Source organism: Streptomyces recifensis, from assembly GCF_002154615.1.
Classification (GTDB): domain Bacteria; phylum Actinomycetota; class Actinomycetes; order Streptomycetales; family Streptomycetaceae; genus Streptomyces; species Streptomyces griseoluteus.
In genome coordinates this window covers 1-16,966 of the sequence record NZ_MUNH01000267.1, presented here as the reverse complement: position 1 = coordinate 16,966, position 16,966 = coordinate 1, and the positions used below count along the sequence as shown (strand labels likewise).

Annotated in this window: 18 protein-coding genes; 8 read left to right on the top strand and 10 right to left on the bottom strand. The window is 71.7% G+C overall.

The window, feature by feature from the left end:
- From ispG to CCN33_RS16020, 4 genes are all read left to right on the top strand, one after another.
- Window positions 1-759 (top strand): flavodoxin-dependent (E)-4-hydroxy-3-methylbut-2-enyl-diphosphate synthase (ispG, locus tag CCN33_RS16035; RefSeq protein ID WP_086694291.1); only part of this gene is annotated, 759 nt, incomplete at its 5' end.
- A 192-nt stretch (window positions 760-951) separates the two neighbouring features.
- Window positions 952-1,800 carry a GNAT family N-acetyltransferase gene (locus CCN33_RS16030; RefSeq protein ID WP_086694290.1) on the top strand — a complete coding sequence of 283 codons (849 nt, stop codon included), beginning with the start codon at window positions 952-954 and terminating at the stop codon, window positions 1,798-1,800.
- Between the two features lie 34 nt (window positions 1,801-1,834).
- Window positions 1,835-2,365, top strand: coding sequence for a GNAT family N-acetyltransferase (locus tag CCN33_RS16025; RefSeq protein ID WP_086694289.1), 531 nt, complete (start codon window positions 1,835-1,837; stop codon window positions 2,363-2,365).
- Between the two features lie 75 nt (window positions 2,366-2,440).
- Window positions 2,441-4,144 carry a proline--tRNA ligase gene (locus CCN33_RS16020; protein ID WP_086694288.1) on the top strand — a complete coding sequence of 568 codons (1,704 nt, stop codon included), beginning with the start codon at window positions 2,441-2,443 and terminating at the stop codon, window positions 4,142-4,144.
- Window positions 4,145-4,199: 55 nt separating this feature from the next.
- On the opposite strand, the gene CCN33_RS16015 is transcribed toward CCN33_RS16020, so the two are convergent.
- The 3 genes from CCN33_RS16015 to CCN33_RS16005 all read right to left on the bottom strand — a co-directional run bounded on the left by CCN33_RS16015 (window position 4,200) and on the right by CCN33_RS16005 (window position 5,939).
- Entirely contained in the window at window positions 4,200-5,117 is a 918-nt protein-coding gene (locus CCN33_RS16015; RefSeq protein WP_086694287.1) for an aminoglycoside phosphotransferase family protein, read from the bottom strand.
- Between the two features lie 142 nt (window positions 5,118-5,259).
- Window positions 5,260-5,760, bottom strand: coding sequence for a ferritin-like domain-containing protein (locus CCN33_RS16010; RefSeq protein WP_086694286.1), 501 nt, complete (start codon window positions 5,758-5,760; stop codon window positions 5,260-5,262).
- The gene (locus tag CCN33_RS16005; RefSeq protein ID WP_208621771.1) at window positions 5,757-5,939 is read right to left on the bottom strand and encodes a hypothetical protein; all 183 of its coding nucleotides are present in this window, start codon (window positions 5,937-5,939) and stop codon (window positions 5,757-5,759) included. The genes CCN33_RS16010 and CCN33_RS16005 overlap by 4 nt, the downstream gene beginning before the upstream one ends.
- Before the next feature lie 108 nt (window positions 5,940-6,047).
- Between CCN33_RS16005 and CCN33_RS16000 the strand changes: the two genes are divergently transcribed.
- Window positions 6,048-7,550 (top strand): ABC transporter permease, encoded by a 1,503-nt coding sequence (locus CCN33_RS16000; protein ID WP_086694285.1) that lies wholly within the window; start codon window positions 6,048-6,050, stop codon window positions 7,548-7,550.
- A 4-nt stretch (window positions 7,551-7,554) separates the two neighbouring features.
- On the opposite strand, the gene CCN33_RS15995 is transcribed toward CCN33_RS16000, so the two are convergent.
- A complete protein-coding gene (locus CCN33_RS15995; protein WP_244173824.1) occupies window positions 7,555-8,523 on the bottom strand; it encodes a hydrogen peroxide-inducible genes activator in 969 nt (322 codons plus the stop codon).
- A 135-nt stretch (window positions 8,524-8,658) separates the two neighbouring features.
- Between CCN33_RS15995 and CCN33_RS15990 the strand changes: the two genes are divergently transcribed.
- Window positions 8,659-9,213, top strand: coding sequence for a peroxiredoxin (locus CCN33_RS15990; protein ID WP_030806994.1), 555 nt, complete (start codon window positions 8,659-8,661; stop codon window positions 9,211-9,213).
- 3 nt (window positions 9,214-9,216) lie between these two features.
- On the top strand, window positions 9,217-9,750 hold the full coding sequence (locus tag CCN33_RS15985) for an alkyl hydroperoxide reductase (RefSeq protein WP_086694283.1): 534 nt from the start codon (window positions 9,217-9,219) through the stop codon (window positions 9,748-9,750).
- Window positions 9,751-9,772: 22 nt separating this feature from the next.
- On the opposite strand, the gene CCN33_RS15980 is transcribed toward CCN33_RS15985, so the two are convergent.
- The 6 genes from CCN33_RS15980 to CCN33_RS15950 all read right to left on the bottom strand — a co-directional run bounded on the left by CCN33_RS15980 (window position 9,773) and on the right by CCN33_RS15950 (window position 16,572).
- Complete coding sequence (locus CCN33_RS15980; RefSeq protein WP_086694282.1) at window positions 9,773-11,134, bottom strand: AI-2E family transporter; 1,362 nt, start codon at window positions 11,132-11,134, stop codon at window positions 9,773-9,775.
- A 143-nt stretch (window positions 11,135-11,277) separates the two neighbouring features.
- A complete protein-coding gene (locus tag CCN33_RS15975) occupies window positions 11,278-11,997 on the bottom strand; it encodes an aggregation-promoting factor C-terminal-like domain-containing protein (RefSeq protein WP_086694281.1) in 720 nt (239 codons plus the stop codon).
- A gap of 400 nt (window positions 11,998-12,397) precedes the next feature.
- Entirely contained in the window at window positions 12,398-13,723 is a 1,326-nt protein-coding gene (phoH2, locus tag CCN33_RS15970; RefSeq protein ID WP_086694280.1) for an RNA 5'-3' helicase PhoH2, read from the bottom strand.
- A gap of 382 nt (window positions 13,724-14,105) precedes the next feature.
- The gene (locus tag CCN33_RS15960; protein WP_086694278.1) at window positions 14,106-14,879 is read right to left on the bottom strand and encodes an isoprenyl transferase; all 774 of its coding nucleotides are present in this window, start codon (window positions 14,877-14,879) and stop codon (window positions 14,106-14,108) included.
- 386 nt (window positions 14,880-15,265) lie between these two features.
- The gene (locus CCN33_RS15955) at window positions 15,266-16,060 is read right to left on the bottom strand and encodes a methyltransferase domain-containing protein (RefSeq protein ID WP_086694277.1); all 795 of its coding nucleotides are present in this window, start codon (window positions 16,058-16,060) and stop codon (window positions 15,266-15,268) included.
- Window positions 16,061-16,092: 32 nt separating this feature from the next.
- On the bottom strand, window positions 16,093-16,572 hold the full coding sequence (locus tag CCN33_RS15950; RefSeq protein WP_086694276.1) for a GNAT family N-acetyltransferase: 480 nt from the start codon (window positions 16,570-16,572) through the stop codon (window positions 16,093-16,095).
- A gap of 80 nt (window positions 16,573-16,652) precedes the next feature.
- Between CCN33_RS15950 and CCN33_RS15945 the strand changes: the two genes are divergently transcribed.
- The coding region (locus tag CCN33_RS15945; protein WP_086694275.1) for a DUF192 domain-containing protein at window positions 16,653-16,966 on the top strand (314 nt) is incomplete at its 3' end.

Genomic DNA, 16,966 nt, shown 5'->3' with positions numbered 1-16,966 from the left:
GCGGCCAAGGATCACGGCACGCCGATCCGGATCGGGGTGAACGCGGGTTCGCTGGACCGTCGTCTGCTGCAGAAGTACGGCAAGGCCACGCCGGAGGCGCTGGTGGAGTCGGCGCTGTGGGAGGCGTCGCTGTTCGAGGAGCATGATTTCCGGGACATCAAGATCTCGGTGAAGCACAACGATCCGGTCGTGATGATCGAGGCGTACCGTCAGCTCGCCGCGCAGTGCGATTACCCGCTCCACCTGGGTGTGACGGAGGCGGGCCCGGCGTTCCAGGGCACGATCAAGTCGGCGGTCGCCTTCGGTGCGCTGCTGTCCGAGGGCATCGGTGACACCATCCGGGTCTCCCTGTCGGCGCCGCCGGTGGAGGAGGTCAAGGTCGGCAACCAGATCCTGGAGTCGCTGAACCTGAAGCAGCGCGGCCTGGAGATCGTCTCCTGCCCGTCCTGTGGGCGGGCGCAGGTGGACGTCTACAAGCTGGCCGAGGAGGTCACGGCGGGCCTGACCGGCATGGAGGTCCCGCTCCGTGTCGCCGTCATGGGCTGCGTCGTCAACGGTCCCGGCGAGGCCCGCGAGGCCGACCTCGGTGTCGCCTCCGGCAACGGCAAGGGCCAGATCTTCGTCAAGGGCGAGGTCATCAAGACCGTCCCGGAGTCGAAGATCGTGGAAACCCTCATCGAGGAAGCCATGAAGCTGGCCGAACAGATGGAGGCCGACGGCATCACCTCGGGCGAGCCGACAGTAGCGGTAGCAGGCTGAGTACCTTGCTTGAGGTACGGAGGGGGCAGGCCGAAGGCCGCCCCCTCCAGGGGCGCGGGGAACTGCGCGACCAGCCCCGACGAACCCGCACCCGCCAACCAACCCAGCCCACCCGAACTGAAGGCGCACCCCCAAAGCAGCGCAGCTATAGTGCGGGGACCACAGCAGAACCCCCAGGGTGAGGCCCCGCACGTGTTGACCCAGACCACCTCACGGGTGCTCGAACCGAGCGACCTCGACGCAGCGCTCGCGGTCCTCGACCGCGAGCCCGTCGCCAACGCCTTCGTGACCGCCCGCGTCCAGGTGGCCGGCCTCGACCCCTGGCGCCTCGGCGGCGAGATGTGGGGCTGGTACGAGGACGGCATGCTCACGTCCCTCTGCTACGCGGGCGCCAACCTCGTCCCCGTCTGCGCCACCCCCCGCGCCGTCCGCGCCTTCGCCGACCGCGCCCGCCGGGCCGGCCGCCGCTGCTCCTCCATCGTCGGCCCCGCCGGACCCACCTCCGAGCTGTGGCGCCTGCTGGAACCGCACTGGGGTCCCGCCCGCGAGGTCCGCGCCCGCCAGCCCCTCATGGTGACCGACCACATGCCCGAGGACATCCAGCCCGACCCCTACGTCCGGCGCGTCCGCAAGGACGAGATGGACACGATCATGCCCGCGTGCGTGGCCATGTTCACCGAGGAGGTCGGCGTCTCCCCGATGGCAGGCGACGGCGGACTGCTCTACCAGGCCCGCGTCGCCGAACTCGTCGGCTCCGGCCGCTCCTTCGCCCGCGTCGACGGCAGCGGCAACGTGGTCTTCAAGGCCGAGATCGGCGCCGCCACCGCCCAGGCGTGCCAGATCCAGGGCGTCTGGGTCGCCCCCGAGTACCGGGGCAAGGGCCTCGCCGCCCCCGGCATGACCGCCGTCCTGCGCTACGCCCTCGCCGACATAGCGCCCATCGCCAGCCTCTACGTCAACGACTTCAACACCGCCGCCCGCGCCACCTACCGCAGGGTGGGGTTCCAGGAGGTCGGCGAGTTCATGAGCATCCTCTTCTGACGGGCCCGCCGGGCCGCCCCTGTACGCTCCCCGCATGGACCTCGTGATCGGCACCCTGGACCTCGAAGCCCACGTCGACGAGGCCCTCGCCGTCCAGGCCCTCGCCTTCGGCCTCGGTCCCGACGAGATCGCCGTACGCCGCCAGATCGTCCAGCGCCACATGCGCATGCCCGGCGCCCGCGCGCTCGGCGCCACCAGCCGGGGCGCGCTGATCGGCTTCGTGTACGGGATGCCCAACTCCCGCGCCCACTGGTGGTCCACCATCGTGGAGCCCTATCTGCGCGCCGAGGGCAACGACGGCTGGCTCGACGACTCCTTCGTGATCACCGAGCTGCACGTCCACCCCGGCCACCAGAACCGGGGGATCGGCCGCCGCCTGATCACCCGCATCACCGACAGCGCCGCCGAACCCCGCTCGATCCTCTCCGCCATCGACACCGACAGCCCCGCCCGCGGCCTCTACCACTCCCTCGGCTACACCGACCTCGCCCGCCAGGTCCACTTCCCGAGCGCCCCCAAGCCGTACGCCGTCATGGGCGCCCCCCTCCCGCTGCGCCGTCGCTAACCGATTTCCACCCGTGCGGGCGGCCCGGCTAACCTCCTAGCCATCACCTACATTTCCGGCAGGAGTACGAGAAAAATGGCGAACGTACCGGTCCAGCGCATGTCCAAGTTGTTGGCGAAGACGCTGCGCGACGACCCGGCGGACGCCGAGGTCCTCAGCCACAAGCTCCTCGTCCGTGCCGGTTACGTCCGCCGTACCGCCGCCGGCATCTGGTCCTGGCTGCCGCTGGGCACCAAGGTCCTCGCCAACGTCGAGCGGATCGTGCGCGAGGAGATGGACGCCATCGGCGCCCAGGAGGTCGTCCTCCCCGTCCTGCTGCCGCGCGAGCCCTACGAGGCCACCGGCCGCTGGGACGAGTACGGCGCCGAGCTGTTCCGCCTCCAGGACCGCAAGGGCGGCGACTACCTCCTCGGTCCCACCCACGAGGAGATCTTCACCCTGCTGGTGAAGGACCAGGCGTCCTCCTACAAGGACCTGCCGGTGATCCTGTACCAGATCCAGTCCAAGTTCCGGGACGAGGCGCGCCCCCGCGCGGGCATCCTGCGCGGCCGCGAGTTCCTGATGAAGGACTCGTACTCCTTCGACACCGAGGACGAGGGCCTGGCCTCCTCCTACGCCCTGCACCGCGCCGCCTACCAGCGGATCTACGAGCGCCTCGGCCTCGACTACCGCATCTGCGCGGCCACCGCGGGCGCCATGGGCGGCTCTCGGTCCGAGGAGTTCCTCGCCCCGGCCGAGGCCGGCGAGGACACCTTCGCCGACTGCCCCAACTGCGACTTCGCCGCCAACACCGAGGCCGTGCACTACGAGCTGGTCGCCGTCGACGGCTCGGCCGTGCCCGCGCTGGAGGAGATCCCCACCCCGGACACCCCGACCATCGAGACCCTCGCCGCCTCCCTCGGCGTCCCCGCCTCCGCCACCCTGAAGAACCTGCTGGTCAAGGTGGACGGCGAGATCGTCGCCGTGGGCGTGCCCGGTGACCGCGAGGTCGACCTGGGCAAGGTCGAGGCGCACTTCGCCCCGGCCGCCGTCGAGCTGGTCACCGCCGAGGACTTCGTCGGCCGCCCCGACCTGGTGCGCGGCTACGTCGGCCCGCAGGGCCTGGGCGAGAAGGTCAAGTACATCGCCGACCCCCGCGTGGCCCCCGGCACCGACTGGATCACCGGCGCCAACAAGGAGCACACGCACGCCAGGAACGTCGTCGCGGGCCGTGACTTCGAGGTCGACGAGTACGTGGACGTCGTCGTGGTCCAGGAAGGCGACCCCTGCCCCAAGTGCGGCGCCGGGCTGAAGCTGGACCGGGCCATCGAGATCGGCCACATCTTCCAGCTCGGCCGCAAGTACGCCGACGCCCTCAAGCTCGACGTGCTCGGCCAGAACGGCAAGCCCGTCCGCGTCACCATGGGCTCCTACGGCATCGGCGTCTCCCGCGCCGTCGCCGCCCTCGCCGAGCAGACGGCCGACGAGCACGGCCTGTGCTGGCCCAAGGAGGTCGCCCCGGCCGACGTCCACGTGGTCGCCGCGGGCAAGGCACTCCAGACCGAGCTGGCCCTGGACGTCGCCGAAAAGCTGTCCGCCGCGGGCGTCCGCGTCCTGGTCGACGACCGGGCCGGGGTGTCGCCGGGCGTGAAGTTCACCGACGCCGAGCTGATCGGCGTTCCGCAGATCCTGGTCGCCGGTCGCCGCTCCGCGGAGGGCGTGCTGGAGCTGAAGGACCGCAAGACCGGTGAGCGCGAGGAGCTGACGGTCGAGGAGGCCATCGCCCGCCTCACCGCCTGAGCGGAAGTGTGAGAAGGCCCGGCCGCACCACGCGGCCGGGCCTTCTCACGCATCGCTACAGCCAGGTGGCGAACTCCAGCAGCAGGTCCGCGTCCTGCTCCCGCCCCACCCGGCGGGCCCGTACCCCGGACTCCACGGCCCGGAACAGCGTCCAGCCGCGCAGCCGCTCCTGGTCCACCTCCAGCGACTCCGCGAGCCGCTTGATCCGGCGCCTGGTCACCGACGCACCGGACGACACCGCGATCAGGTCCTCCACGCGGTCCCGCACCAGCCGCGCCAGGTCGAACGCGGACTCGCCGACCACCGGGTCCGGACCCACCGCCAGCCACGGCAGCCGCTCCCCGCCGAGCACCTTGCTCTGCCGGAACGTGCCGTGCAGCAGCCGGTGGTCCGGTGGCCCGGCCAGCAGTTCCTCGCGCACCGCCAGCGCCGCGTCCACCAGGGGCGCCGAGTCGGGGTCCGTCAGGGCGCTCGCGGCCATCGCCTCGGCCTGCCGTCCCGTACGCTCGGCCACCGTCTCGAAGCGGTGCGCGCCCTCCCCGGCCGGCGGGTCCACCCACAGGCGGCGCAGCGTCCCGGCCGCTTCCAGCAGCGCCTTGGCCTCCGGCAGCGAGCGCACCGACACGTCCGGGTGAAGCCGCTCCAGCAGCAGCGCACCCTCCGCCACGTCCTCGGGCCCGCCGTCCAGGAGCTGTACGGCACCCAGGCCGCCCCAGTGCGCCAGCGCGGCCCGCTCGCTCTCCGGCCGCGCCCGCGCGGGCGCCAGCTTCAGCACGGCGGGGCTGCCGTCCGCGCGCCGCACCAGCAGCACCAGGCTGCTCCGGCCGCCCGGCACCTGCACCCGGTCCACGGTCAACTCGCGTCCAGTGGCGGCCCGTTCGGCCGCCTCGGGCAGTCCCGCCAGCCAGTCGTCACCGGGCGGCGCGGTCTCCCGGCTCGCCCGGACCAGTCGCCGGGGCGGTTCCAAAGCCATGCGCGAGTCGTTCCCCTTCTCCAGCGTCCGCCTGCTGTTCCCTGTGGTACCCCCACAACCGAAGGCCCAGGGAAGGCTACGCCTTCCACGTACCCCCTCAGAGCCGCCGGTCCGGCCGGGGGCGCCGTGCTGGGGCGCCCGCTCAGGCCGTCGGGGACCCGGAAGGGGTGGTGTCCGCCGCGCCGGCCCGGCCCGTGGTGTCGTCGGTGCGTTCCGCGAGGCCGGGGAAGGCGGGGACGTGCCCGGACCAGCGGGCCGCGCGTACCGCGGACTCGCGCAGGGACGCGGTGGCGGTGGTGCGGCGGGGGCCGCTGGAGGCGCGGACCAGGTCGGCGTAGACCCCGGCGAGACGTTCCTCCAGCTCCGCGGCGAGGCGCAGCGCGGCCGAGGAGTCCGCCACCGAGAAGGGCAGCGCGTAGGCGGGGCTCGCCGCCACCGGCTCCCCGCCGAGGTCGCGGACCGAGCGGGCCAGGGTGTCGCGGGCCGCGCGGTGGGCGTCGTACGCGGAGCGGGCCTCGCCCTGCCGGGGCCTGCCGATCCGGCCGCCGACGACCCCGTAGCCGTACACCGCCGCGTGCTCCGCCGCCAACGCGGCCTGGAGTGCGGTCAGTTCGGCCTGCTTCGTCTTCTCGCCGTCGCTCACTTCGCCGCCTCCGTCAGCAGATAGGCGTGCACGGACCCGGCCGCCGACACCGATGCCATCAGCCGGGCCAGCTCGCCCGGCACCTCCAGCAGCGCCGCCGCGCGCCGGTCCGCCACGGTCCGTTCGGCGGACGCCAGCGAGGTCAGCGCCTCCTCGCGGTCGGCGGACGCGGTGGGCACCGGCGAGGGCGACTTCCCCGCCTTCGCGCCCTTCTGCGTCTGATCGGCCTGGTCGTCGGGGCCGGCCTCTTCCTGGCCGGGCGGCAGCTCGCCGGGGCGGTGACGGTCATGGGCGAGAGCTTCTATCCCGCCTACCTGGACCCCTCTCCCCTGCTCGCCCTGCTGGTCGCGCTCGCGGTCCCGGCATGCGCGGTGCTGGTGACGCTGCTGGCCATGCGCGGGGTGGTCATCGAGCCGCTCGGCGTGGTCCGTACCGCCGTGCCCGCCCGGCGCCGGCTGTGGTGGCGGCTGCTGCTGCCGCTGGCCGGACTGGCGCTGCTCTACCCGATGATCGGGCAGGGGCACTCGGGCGGCGACTTCAACCAGTACCTCGTCATCGTCGGTGTCCTGCTGTTCCTGATCGGCGTCACCGCTCTGCTGCCCTGGCTGGTGGAACGCGCCGTCGCCCGGCTCGATCCGGGCCCGCTGTCCTGGCAACTGGCGGTGCGCAGGCTTCAATTGAGCAGCGGTACGGCGGCGCGTACGGTCAACGGCGTCGCGGTCGCGGTGGCCGGCGCCATCGCGCTCCAGATGCTCTTCGCGGGCGTGCAGGGCCAGTACGAGAAGAACACCGGGAAGGACCCCTCCCGCGCCCAGCTGGAGATCGCCCTCTCCGACCACGGCCGCGTCGGCCCGGCCGCCGCCGCGGTCGCCCGGACCAAGGGGGTGCGTGCCTCGGTGGGACTGGCCACCGCCTCGCTCGGCGAGAAGCCGCGGGACGCGGACGCCGCGCTCGACGTGATCGTGGGTGACTGCGCCTCGCTGCGCGAGCTGGCGCACCTGCCGTCCTGCCGCGACGGCGACACCTTCGCCCTCGCCGGTCCGGAGTACGGCACAGAGTTCGACCGCGCCTCCCGCGACGCCGTGCTGCGTCCCGGCCATGACGCCTACATCGACCCCGGGTACGCCGACGTCCGGGGCCTGTCGGTGCCGGTCGCGGTACCGCGGCACCTGCGCTGGGCGACGGCCCGCGGGGACTCGCTGATGCCCCGCGCCAACGGCCTGCTGGTCACCCCGGCCGCGCTCCCGAAGGCAGCCGGACCCGCGCTGTCCGGCGAGGTCTTCGTACGGATGGACCAAGCCCTGCCGGACGTGCAGGAGTACGTGCGCAACACCGCCGCGCGGGTCGACCCGGTCGCGGACATCATGGCCGTGACGCCGACCGAGACGTCCGCCCGGTACACCTCGCTGCGCACCGGCATGCTGATCGGCGCCTCCTGCGTGCTGATGCTGATCGGGGCGAGCCTGCTGGTCTCCCAGTTGGAGCAGTTGCGCGAGCGGCGCAAGCTGCTGTCGGCGCTGGTCGCGTTCGGCACCCGGCGCCGCACACTCGGCCTGTCGGTGCTGTGGCAGGCGGCCCTCCCGATCACGCTGGGCCTGCTGCTGGCCGCGGCGGTGGGTGTGGGCCTCGGGGCGGTGCTGCTGCGGATGTCGGCGGCCGAGGTGAGCGTGGTCTGGCCCGACGTCCTGGCGCTGACCGGCGTCGGCGCGGGCGTCGTCCTCGCGGTCACCCTCCTCACCCTGCCACCCCTGCTCCGCATGACCCGCCCCGACGGGCTGCGCACCGAGTGACGACTCAGTCCGTCGCGCCCAGGATCCGTACGGGCAGCGGGGCCATCGCCTCGCGCAGGGCCGCGGCCAGCTCCTCGTACTCGGCGGAGCGGGCCGCGGCCGTGCGCATGGCGAGGGCGATGCGGCGGCTCGGGGCCGGACCGGCGAAGGAGCTGGTGAGGACCTTGCTGCCACGGGTCGCCTCCAGCCGTATCGCGGTGCGCGGCAGCAGGGTGCAGCCGAGGCCGCCGGCGACCAGCTGGACCAGGGTGGAGAGTCCGGCGGCGGTCGTGGTGACCGGGGCCGCGCCACCGCCCCGGATCTCCCGGCCGGCCTCCCGGCAGATCTCCAGCGCCTGGTCGCGCAGGCAGTGCCCCTCGTCCAGCAGCAGCAGGTTCAGCTCGCGCAGCGCCTCGCGCGGGATGCCGCTGCGGCAGCCGAGTTCGTGGCCGAGCGGGGTGACGAGCACGAAGTCCTCGTCGAACAGCGGAAGTTCGCTCACACCGGGCACACCGAGCGGCACGGCGAGCAGCAGCAGGTCGAGCCGTCCGGAGTGCAGGCCCTCCAGCAGGCTGGCGGTCTGCTCCTCGTGCACCTGGAGGTCGAGCTGCGGATAGCGCTCGTGCACCAGCCGCAGCACGGTCGGCAGCAGATAGGGGGCGACGGTCGGGATGGCGCCGAGCCGCAGCACCCCGGTGAAGGGCGCCCGTACCGCCTCGGCCTCCTCCAGCAGCGCGCCCATCTCGGCCAGCACCGCCTTGGCCCGCACCGCGAGCCGCTCCCCGGCGGTCGAGAGCAGCACCTTGCGGGTCGTACGCTCCACCAGGGCCACACCGAGGGTCTCCTCCAGCGCGGCGACCGCCCCGGACAGCGCCGGCTGGCTCATCCCGATGGCGGCGGCCGCGTCCCGGAAGTGCAGATGCTCGGCGACCGCGGTGAAGGCCCGCAGCTGCGCCAGGGTCGGCTGCTTCCGCTTGCCACTACTGATGGTCACTGATAGCCACCTCCGATCAACCAGACCGAGTGTAGCTATTTCACTAATCAATCCACCCTGTGCCACCATCGGCCCAGTCCAACCCATGGGAGACATCCCGCAAGCTGGGGTGTCCCCGCGCTGCAAGGAGAGCACGTGCTCACTGTCGGTGACAAGTTCCCCGAGTTCGAACTGACCGCCTGCGTCTCGCTGGAGAAGGGCAAGGAGTTCGAGACGATCGACCACAAGACCTACGAGGGCAAGTGGAAGATCGTCTTCGCGTGGCCCAAGGACTTCACCTTCGTGTGCCCGACCGAGATCGCCGCCTTCGGCAAGCTGAACGACGAGTTCGCCGACCGTGACGCGCAGGTCCTCGGCTTCTCCGGTGACTCCGAGTTCGTCCACCACGCCTGGCGCAAGGACCACCCGGACCTGACCGACCTGCCGTTCCCGATGATGGCGGACTCCAAGCACGAGCTGATGCGCGACCTGGGCATCGAGGGCGAGGACGGCTTCGCCAAGCGCGCCGTCTTCATCGTCGACCAGAACAACGAGATCCAGTTCACCATGGTGACCGCCGGCTCCGTCGGCCGTAACCCCAAGGAGGTCCTGCGGGTCCTCGACGCCCTCCAGACGGACGAGCTGTGCCCGTGCAACTGGAGCAAGGGCGACGAGACCCTCGACCCGGTCGCGCTGCTGGCGGGTGAGTGACCCGTGTCCCTCGACTCGCTGAAGTCCCGCGTCCCGGACTACGCCAAGGACCTGAAGCTCAACCTGGGCTCGGTCATCGGCAACTCCGACCTCCCCGCGCAGCAGCTCTGGGGCACCGTGCTGGCGACCGCGATCGCCTCGCGCTCCCCCATCGTGCTGCGTGAGCTGGAGCCGGACGCGAAGGCGGCCCTCTCGCCCGAGGCGTACGACGCGGCCAAGTCCGCCGCCGCCATCATGGCGATGAACAACGTCTTCTACCGCACCCGGCACCTGCTGTCGGACCACGAGTACGGCACCCTGCGCGCCGGTCTGCGGATGAACGTCATCGGCAACCCCGGCGTCGACAAGGTCGACTTCGAGCTGTGGTCCTTCGCGGTCTCCGCGATCAACGGCTGCGGTCTGTGCCTCGACTCGCACGAGCAGGTGCTCCGCAAGGCCGGTGTCGAGCGCGAGGTGATCCAGGAGGCGTTCAAGATCGCCTCGGTGGTCCAGGCGGTCGGCGTCACCCTTGAGGCCGAGGCCGTCCTGGCCGAGTAGTACCCCCGCCCGAAGGCCCCGCTCACACCTGCTGAGCGGGGCCTTCGGTGGTTTCGCGGGTGTCCTCGGGGGCGGTGCCGGCCGGCTCCGCATCGGCCGGGACGGCGGACTCGTCCCCGGCCGCCGCGGCCGCCGGGTCCCCGATCTCCGTCGCCGGCCAGTCCTGCTCGGCCGAGTACTTCCGCAGGTATCCCACCACCGTGTTCGTCACGGCCACCAGCGGTACGGCGACCACCGCGCCGCCGATGCCCGCCACCATGCCGCCGGCCGCGACCGTGAGGACCACCGCGAGCGGGTGGACCCGCACCGCCCGGCCCAGGATGAACGGCTGGAGCACGTGGCCCTCGATCTGCTGGACCGCGAGCACCACCACCAGTGTCATCAGGGCGGTGAACACGCCCTGCGTCACCAGCGCGACGACGATGGCGAGCGCGCCGGAGGCGACCGCGCCGACCAGCGGGATGAACGAGAACAGGAAGATGAAGACCGCCAGCGGCACCGCCATCGGCACATCGAGGAAGTAGATGCCGAGGCCGATGAATATGGCGTCGATCAGCGCGACCAGCACCGTGCCGCGCACGTACGCGGTCAGGGTGGCCCAGGCGCGCGGACCGGCACCGGCGACGCCCGGACGGGCGGCGGCGGGCACCAGCTTCAGGAACCACTCCCAGATCCGCCTGCCGTCGTAGAGCAGGAAGAGCGTGGAGAAGAAGACCAGCAGGATGCCGGTCAGCGCCTCGACGACGACCTGGACTCCTTCGAGGCCCGCCGAAGTTATCTGGTCGGTGTTGGCTCCGACGGCCTCGCGCAGGTTCTTGGCGATCTGGTTGATCTGCTTGTCGGTGACGTGGAACGGGCTCTTCAGCAGCCAGTTGCGCAGATCGTCGATGCCGTTCTGGATCTGGCTGGAGAGGGTGTCGATGTTCTCCATGACCTGCCAGGTCACGAACCAGCCCAGCAGCCCGATGATCACGAAGCCCGATATGGCGGTGAGCGCCGTCGACGGACCGCGCGGCATGCCGTACCGCATCAGCCGGGCCACGGTCGGCTGGAGCAGCGCGGTCACCAGCAGGGCCACCACGAACGCGAACACCACGAGCTGCACGGCGCTGATGACCCGCATCAGCACCCAGACCGTGCCGGCCAGCACCAGCAGGCGCCAGCCCGCCTCGGCCGCAACCCGCACTCCCCACGGCACGGCGTGCGCGGGGTCGGGACGCGGGGCGGACGGAGCCGGGCGCGGCGCGGGTACGGCCACCGACTCGGGGGGTCCCTCGGGGCCGCCGTGCTCCTTCTGGACCTCTGCGCGGCGCTCGTCCAGGCGCTCGCTCATCTCGGTCAGTCCGGCACCGAGCCGGCCGAGCCATCCTGGCATTCGCGTCATGTTCCGTACCCTTCCCCCGCGTTCCGGGCCCACTCCGGCGTGCTTCGTCACGCGGAGGAGCCGTGCGAGGACGACCGTACCGTGCGAAAGCCCCTCACCCCGTGAGGGGGAGGGGCTGCGCGCGGCCGGGTGTCACGAGCCGCTCAGTACCAGTGGTTGGCCTGCCAGAAGGTCCACGCCTCGCACGGACTGCCGTAGCGGCTGTCCATGTAGTTGAGGCCCCACTTGATCTGGGTGGCCGGGTTGGTCTGCCAGTCGGCGCCCACCGAGGACATCTTGGAGCCGGGCAGGGCCTGGAAGAGACCGTAGGCACCGGAGGAGGCGTTCACGGCACGGTAGTTCCAGCTCGACTCGTGGTCGACGATGTTGCTGAAGCACTGGAACTGGCCGGCGCCCACCATCTGACGGGCCATGGCCTGGATCTGGGCGACGGAGTAGCTGCTCTGCGGAGCGAAGCTGGAGGCGTCGCGGACATCGCTGCGGCTGGCGGCGGCGGCAGCCTTCGTCTCGGCCCGCTCCTTCGCCAGCTCGGCCGCCTTCTCGGCGTCCTTCTTCTTGGCGATGGCCGTCTCGGCGGCGGCCTTGCGGGCCGCTGCCTCCGCGTCCTTCTTGGCGCTCGCGTCGGCCGCGATGGCCTGAGCGTCCGCCTGCTGCGTCAGGGACGCGGTCTGAACCTGCGCCTGCTGATCCGCGGGGAGCTCAGCGAGGAGCGTGGTGTCGGCAGCCGTCGGCTCGGCGTCGTTGTTCTGCGCGACGCTGCCCGAGGCAACTCCGACGACGCTTCCTACGGCGGTGACCGCGGTGGCGGAGGCCACTGCGAATCCCCGGACCGAAATCCGGCTCACACGGTTTCCTTCCAGCATCGCCCGCTTCGGTGACCGTGGCGGACGCAATCGTGCCCCCGACACTGGCCTCCCAACTGAAGGGTCACAGGAGACACGGGCCCGGTGGGAACTCCCGCACGGGGAGCGCCGCGTGATGCTCGGGCGGCATACGACGACGCTATGGAGTTGGCGACTTGCTCCGTGGATCGCGCCTGCCGGGGGGCTGGAACGTGCCTCGGGGTACAGGTGTGTCGTATGCGGGGCCTGACAGGACTGAGACTCTGCCGTAACCCGGCGGCGAGTGGCAATTCCGAGTTGCGTGTGAAAGCTCACACCTCGTTTGGCCCAAGGGAATTCAGGAAATACCCGCGCACGCAGACGCCGCCCGGCTAAGCTCTTCGGCTTCTCCGGGCGGCGCCTGTGGTTGTCCGAGGACGGGTCAGATGTGGCCGTCCTCCAGCATTTCGGTCACCAGCGCCGCGATCTGGGACCTTTCGGACCGGTTCAGCGTGACGTGCGCGAAGAGCGGATGCCCCTTCAGCTTCTCCACGACGGCCACCACGCCGTCGTAGCGGCCGACACGCAGGTTGTCCCGCTGCGCCACGTCATGGGTGAGCACCACCCGCGAGTTGGCGCCGATCCGGGAGAGCACCGTCAGCAGCACGTTGCGCTCCAGCGACTGCGCCTCGTCCACGATCACGAAGGCGTCGTGCAGCGAACGGCCGCGGATGTGGGTGAGCGGGAGGACCTCCAGCATCCCGCGCGCCGTGACCTCCTCGATGACCTCCCGGCTGGTGACCGCGGAGAGCGTGTCGAAGACCGCCTGGGCCCAAGGGCCCATCTTCTCCGACTCGCTGCCCGGCAGATAGCCGAGTTCCTGCCCGCCGACCGCGTACAGCGGCCGGAAGACCATCACCTTCTGGTGCTGGCGGCGTTCCAGGACCGCCTCCAGGCCGGCGCAGAGCGCCAGCGCCGACTTGCCGGTACCCGCGCGGCCGCCCATGGAGAGGATGCCGACGTCCGGATCGAGCAGCAGGTCGAGCGCGATGCGCTGCTCGGCGCTGCGGCCCTTGATGCCGAACGCCTCCCGGTCGCCCCGCACCAGCCGGACGTTGCCGTCCGCGGTGACGCGGCCGAGCGCCTTGCCCCGCTCGGACTGGATGGTCAGCCCGGTGTGCACGGGCAGCTCGGACGCCTCGGGGACGAACACATGGCCTTCCTCGAAGAGGATGTCCACCTGTTCACCGGGGAGCGTGAGCTCGGACATGCCGGTCCAGCCGGAGGAGTCCGTGATGGCGAGTTCGGCGCGGTACTCCTCGGCCAGCAGGCCGACCGAGGACGCCTTGATCCGGAGCGGCAGGTCCTTCGACACGACGGTGACGTCGAACCCCTCGGCCTGGAGATTCCGGGCCACCGCCAGGATGCGGGAGTCGTTGTCCCCCAGGCGGTAGCCGCTGGGCAGCACGCTGGGGTCCGAGTGGTTGAGCTCGACACGGACGGTTCCGCCGAGTTCCCCGATCGGGATGGGGGCGTCGAGCCGGCCGTACCTGACCCGGTAGTCGTCCAGCAGGCGCAGGGCCTGGCGGGCGAAGTAACCGAGTTCGGGATGGTGCCGCTTGGCCTCCAGCTCGGTGACCACGACGATCGGGAGCACTACCTCGTGCTCCTCGAAGCGGGTCACGGCGTTGGGGTCGGCCAGCAGGACGCTGGTGTCGAGAACATAGGTGCGCCGGTCGGGCTTGTGGCGCTTTGTGCTGGTCACCACGGAAGGACGTACCCCCTCGGATGAGGTCGGGGAGCGACGAAGTGGAACTGGACCGGTCTGAGATCCCCGCGCGCGGCGGGCCGCAGACCGGCCCTCCGCCACTGCTGCCGTGCGTGCGAGGCACGGTCGGGCTGGTGCAAAGGACCTCCCGGGCGGGCGACCCCGTGCCGCCCGCTGAGTCCGACGCCCGTGGTTCGGGTGTCGGCCTGAGAGCGTTATGCCCTCGATCTCGCACGACCATGCAGAAGCGGCCACCGGCAGGCCGGTGAACTCCTTGTTACTTCCGGGCGAGGCCGGGTACACAGGAGCACCCCGCCGGACTGGTGCCGGCGGGGTGCCTGGTGTGTCCCGGTGTGTGTCCCGGCCGGGGCGCGGGGCGCCGTCAGCCGCCGTAGCGGCGGTGCCGGGCGGCGTAGTCGCGCAGGGCGCGCAGGAAGTCGACCTTGCGGAAGGCCGGCCAGAAGACCTCGCAGAAGTAGTACTCCGAGTGGGCGGTCTGCCAGAGCATGAACCCGGAGAGCCGCTGCTCGCCGCTGGTGCGGATGACCAGGTCGGGGTCGGGCTGGGCGCCGGTGTAGAGGTGGCGGCCGATCATGTCGACGTCGACGGACTCGGCCAGCTCGGCCATGGTCACGCCCTTGTCCTGGGCGTCGGCCAGCATGGAGCGCACGGCGTCGGCGATCTCCTGGCGGCCGCCGTAGCCGATGGCGACGTTGACCACTATGCCCTCGACATGGGCGGTGCTCTCCTCGGCCTGCTTGAGGGTCTGCTGCATCCCGGCGGGCAAAAGATCGCGGGTGCCGACGTGGTGCACGCGCCAGCGGCCGTCCTCGGCCAGGGTGCGCACGACCCCGTCGATGATGTCCAGCAGGGGGCCCAGCTCGTCCTGGGGCCGGTCGAAGTTGTCCGTGGAGAGCAGCCAGAGGGTGACGACCTTGACGTCGGTCTCGTCGCACCAGCCGAGGAACTCCTCGATCTTCTCGGCGCCGGCCCGGTGGCCGTGGACCGTGCTGGAACCCGCGGCCTTCGCCCAGCGGCGGTTGCCGTCCATGATGACGCCGATGTGCTCCGGCACCGACGCGTGGTCCAGGTGACCTTCCACCCGGCGTGCGTAGACCCTGACCAGCAGGCCGCGCAGCTTGTCGCGCAGGTTCACGTGAGAGCCCCTCCAAAACACCGCGGTTGCGGTTCCCGCGGACGCCGAGCCTACCCGCGCCGCGCACGCCCAAGAAAAACGGGCCGGTCCGTGGGGGGGGATACGGACCGGCCCGAGGGGGGGTTTCCACCATAACCCTTCGTGAGGGCGGAAGCGTGCCCCGGCGCGCCACAACTACGCTGCGGAGTCGCCCGGCGACGGCGAGGTGAGCGCGGAATGCTTGGTTCAGGGGTATGTGGTGGCCGATTCACACCGGATTCCCAGGCGATCCGTTCTCCCCGCGAACGATCATCAGGTTTTTACGCCACTTCAGCGACTCCGGCGAGCCCGGTCCGGGGTCCCTCCCACGGACGACCCCGCCGACGAACGGTGACTTGACCATTCCGCTAAGCGACGGCCTCGGCGACGGCCGGTTTCCGGGCCACGAACAGATGGCGCGTGCTGTGCGCCACGAACGGGCCGCCCGCCGTGATCTGCCCGTGCAGCGCCCGCAGCCGCTCCTCGTACGCCTCGACGGTGAAGCCCGGCACCATCCAGATCACCTTGCGCAGGAAGTGCACGACGGCGGCGATGTCGTGGAACTCCATCCGCAGCCGCGCCGTCCGCAGCTCCTCGACCTCCAGCCCGGCCGCCTCCGCCCCTTTCCGCTCCCGCTCGGGGTCGCGGACCGCACGCACCGTCTCCGGCTGCGGCCCGAGGAAGTACTCCACCAGCTCGAACGCGCTCGCCGGTCCGACGTGCTGGGCGAAGTAGGTGCCTCCCGGCCGGAGCACCCGAGCGATCTCGGGCCAGTCCGGGGTCACGGGGTGGCGGCTCAGAACCAGGTCGAAGGTCGCGTCGGTGAAGGGCAGGGGCGCGGTGTCCGGTGCGGCGACGACCACCGCTCCGTGCGGGGCGAGCAGTGCGGTCGCCCTGGCCGCGTTCGGGGGCCAGCCCTCGGTGGCCGCCAGCACGGTGGGGCGGGCCGGGGCGGCCTGTCTCAGCGCGAAGTCGAGTACCTCGCCGCCGCCGGTCTGGAGGTCGAGCGCCGCCCGCGCCCGCGCCAGCCGCTCCCCCGCCGAACGGGCGTAGCCCCACTCCGGCCGCTCCTCCGTGGCCCGGCCCGCGAACCAGGAGAAGTCCCAGCCGTCGGTGGGCACGGCGGCGCCTTCGGCCACCAGCTCCTCGAAAGTCCTGTCCATGGGGGCATGGTCCTGGAGCGGTGGGCCGGGCGTCACGGGGTTTTCGTGGCCGGGCCGTCGAGGACCAGGAGCACGAACCCCTCCTCGTCGGGCTCCCCCACCCGCGTGAAGCCGTGCTTCTCCAGCAGGGCGACGGAGGCGGTGTTGCCGCCGAAGGGGTCGGCGTACAGGGGGCGTACGGGCTCCTCCTCGGCGAGGAAGCGGCCGAGGGCGCGGCTGCCTATGCCCCGGCGCCAGTAGGGGCGGCCCAGCCAGTAGCCGACGAAGCGTCTGCCTCCTTGCGTCCAGGAGACGACATTGCCCGCGACCTCGCCGTCCACGGTGACCGTCCGCACCAGGCAGTCGGGGTCGGGGAAGATGCGGGTGCGCCAGTGGGTGAGGAAGGCGTCACGGGGGCGCGGGGTGAACCGGGACCTGCGGACGGCTTCCGGGTCGTGCTCGAAGGCGAGGAAGATCTCGAGGTCGTCCTCGGTCACGCCGCGCAGGCGTACGTCTTCTGGCTCGGCTGTCATGGTCCGGAGTGTGGCAGGGGGCACTGACAATCGCGTGCGGCCGGTGGACGGTGGGTACGGTCCCCGCGGAGGTGGGGCGGATGGCGCGCTGGCGGGACGGCCACGGGACTCTGACGGTGCATCGGCCGGGGGGCGAGGTGTGTGTCCCGGTGGAGCTGGCGGTCTCCTACCGGGCGCGGACCCGGGGGCTGCTCGGGCGGGACGCGGTGGAGGGTGCGCTGCTGCTGTCGCCGGCCGTGAGCGTGCACACCTTCGGGATGCGAATGGCCATCGACGTGGCGTACCTGGACCGTTCGCTGCGGGTGCTGGCCGTACGCACGATGGTGCCGGGGCGGCTGGGCCTGCCCCGGCTCCGGTCCCGGCACGTACTGGAAGCCGGGGCCGGGGTGATGGC

What these genes read in the sequence shown, in the direction of transcription:
- CCN33_RS16025 (WP_086694289.1), top strand. Translation starts at nt 1,835, where the DNA reads ATGGACCTCGTGATCGGCACCCTGGACCTCGAAGCCCACGTCGACGAG.
- CCN33_RS16020 (WP_086694288.1), top strand. Translation starts at nt 2,441, where the DNA reads ATGGCGAACGTACCGGTCCAGCGCATGTCCAAGTTGTTGGCGAAGACG.
- CCN33_RS16015 (WP_086694287.1), bottom strand. Translation starts at nt 5,117, where the DNA reads ATGGCTTTGGAACCGCCCCGGCGACTGGTCCGGGCGAGCCGGGAGACC.
- CCN33_RS16000 (WP_086694285.1), top strand. Translation starts at nt 6,048, where the DNA reads ATGGGCGAGAGCTTCTATCCCGCCTACCTGGACCCCTCTCCCCTGCTC.
- CCN33_RS15980 (WP_086694282.1), bottom strand. Translation starts at nt 11,134, where the DNA reads ATGACGCGAATGCCAGGATGGCTCGGCCGGCTCGGTGCCGGACTGACC.
- CCN33_RS15975 (WP_086694281.1), bottom strand. Translation starts at nt 11,997, where the DNA reads ATGCTGGAAGGAAACCGTGTGAGCCGGATTTCGGTCCGGGGATTCGCA.
- CCN33_RS15955 (WP_086694277.1), bottom strand. Translation starts at nt 16,060, where the DNA reads ATGGACAGGACTTTCGAGGAGCTGGTGGCCGAAGGCGCCGCCGTGCCC.
- CCN33_RS15950 (WP_086694276.1), bottom strand. Translation starts at nt 16,572, where the DNA reads ATGACAGCCGAGCCAGAAGACGTACGCCTGCGCGGCGTGACCGAGGAC.